Source organism: Kineococcus indalonis, assembly GCF_009906395.1.
GTDB lineage: Bacteria > Actinomycetota > Actinomycetes > Actinomycetales > Kineococcaceae > Kineococcus > Kineococcus indalonis.
The window spans coordinates 1-2,105 of sequence record NZ_JAAALM010000621.1; the positions used below are offsets into that span (position 1 = coordinate 1).

Annotated in this window: 2 protein-coding genes; both read left to right on the top strand. The window is 77.6% G+C overall.

Features of this window, described 5'->3' with window-relative positions:
* A partial coding sequence (locus tag GTR00_RS19620; protein WP_166613233.1) for an ImmA/IrrE family metallo-endopeptidase occupies positions 1 to 1,316 on the top strand: 1,316 nt, incomplete at its 5' end.
* Positions 1,317 to 1,442: 126 nt separating this feature from the next.
* Positions 1,443 to 2,105, top strand: a 663-nt coding sequence (locus GTR00_RS19625) for a glutamate-cysteine ligase family protein (protein ID WP_323132628.1), incomplete at its 3' end; no start/stop codon positions are given.

Consider the following 2,105-nt stretch of genomic DNA (forward strand, 5'->3'; position numbering starts at 1 on the left):
TCGCCGCCGTCGCCGCCGCGCTCGGCGTGGCCCCCGCGGACCTGCTGGACCCCGCCCCGCCGCCCACCCGCCGGGCGGCGCTGGAGATCGAGCTGGAGCAGGCCCAGCGCAGCCCGCTCGTGCGCTCCCTGGGGCTGCCGCAGGTGTCCTCCGCCCGCCGGCTGCCCCCGGAGGCGCTGGAGTCGCTCGTGGCCCTGCACCGCGAACTGGCCCGCCGCCACGACGCCGCCAACGCCACCCCCGAGGAGGCGCGCCGGGCCAACACGGAGATCCGGCTGCTCCTGCGGGCGGTGGACAACCACCTGCCGGAGATCGAGGAGGTCGCCGAGGACCTCGTGCGCTCGGCCGGGTACACCGTCGGCGCGCTCACCCACCGCCAGGTGGCCCGCATCGCGCAGGACCTGGGGTTCTCCCTCATCCACGTGGAGGACCTGCCGCACTCCACCCGCACGGTCACCGACCTGGTCAACGGCCGCATCTACCTGCCGCCGGCCTCGATCCCCGGCGGGCACGGCCTGCGCTCGCTGGCGCTGCAGGCGATCGCGCACCGCGTGCTCGGGCACGAGCGCCCCGCCAGCTACGCGCAGTTCCTGCGCCAGCGCCTGGAGATCAACTACTTCGCCGCGTGCTGCCTGCTGCCGCGCAGCGCCGCGGTGCAGTTCCTCTCCGCGGCCAAGGCCGACAAGGACCTGGCGGTGGAGGACTTCCGCGACGCGTTCGGCGTCACGCACGAGGCGGCCGCGCACCGCCTGACGAACCTGCTCACCTCGCACCTGGGCATCCCCGTGCACTTCCTGCGCGTGGGCGACGACGGCGCCCTGTACCGCGGGTACGAGAACGACGGCGTGCCCTTCCCGCAGGACTCCTCCGGCGCCATCGAGGGGCAGCCGGTGTGCCGGCGCTGGACCGCCCGCACCGTGTTCGAGGTGCGCAACCGCACCACGGAGAACTACCAGTACACCGACACCCCCGCGGGCACGTTCTGGTGCTCCAGCCAGACCGGCACCACGCAGGGCGGAGGTTTCTCCATCACCGTCGGCGTCCCCTACGCCCACGCCAAGTGGTTCCGCGGGCGCGACACGCGGGTGCGCCGGCGCAGCCGCTGCCCGGACGCCTCCTGCTGCCGGCGGGCCCCGGCGGAGCTGGAGCGCCGCTGGGCCGAGGCGGCCTGGCCCAGCGCCCGCCTGCACGCGCAGACCCTCGCCCCGCTGCCCTCCGGCCGCTTCCCCGGCGTGGACGACAGCGAGGTCTACCGCTTCCTCGCCGAGCACGCCCCGCGCGAGGGCACCGGGGACGGGGGCACCGGCCGGGCCTGACCCGGCCGGGCCGCTCTTGCCCGTGTCCGAGGTGCGTGCGACGCTCCCCGCGAGGCCACGAACGGTGGCCCCACGCCGACCCGCGGCTCCCCGGAGCCGGTCCGGACCTGGAAGGGGCCCTTGCCCGTGCTGTCCTCCGTCGAACAGGCGGCCGGGGACGACGCGGGGGACACCACCGTCCCCCTGGACGTCGCCGCCGCCCGCGATCACCTCACCGCCGGCGCCCTGCGCCCCGGCCCCGTCGGCACCGTCGGGCTGGAGCTGGAGCGCCACGCCGTCGACCTCACCGCCCCCGGCCGCCGCGTGCCCTGGGACCGGCTCACCGGCGCCCTGCGCGGCGCCGCCCCGCCCGCCGGCTCGCGCGTCACCCTCGAACCCGGCGGCCAGGTGGAGCTGTCCACCCCGCCGCTGCCCGGCGCCGCCGCCGCCGTGGAGGCCCTGCGCCGCGACGCCGCGCACGTCGACGCGCTCCTGGCCGCCGACGGCATCGCCCTGCTGAGCACCGGCACCGACCTGGTCCGCGACCCGGTGCGCGTCAACCCCGGCTCCCGCTACGCCGCGATGGCCGAGCACTTCGCCGCGCTCGGCCACGGCGCCGACGGCGCGGCCATGATGTGCTCCACCGCCTCCCTGCAGGTCAACCTCGACGCCGGCCCGCCGCACCGCTGGGCCCGGCGCCTGGCCCACCTGCACCGGCTGCTGCCCGTCCTCGCCGCGCTCGGCGCGTGCAGCCCGCTGCTCGCCGGCCGCTCCGACGGCACCCGCTCGGCCCGCCAGGGCGTGTGGGGG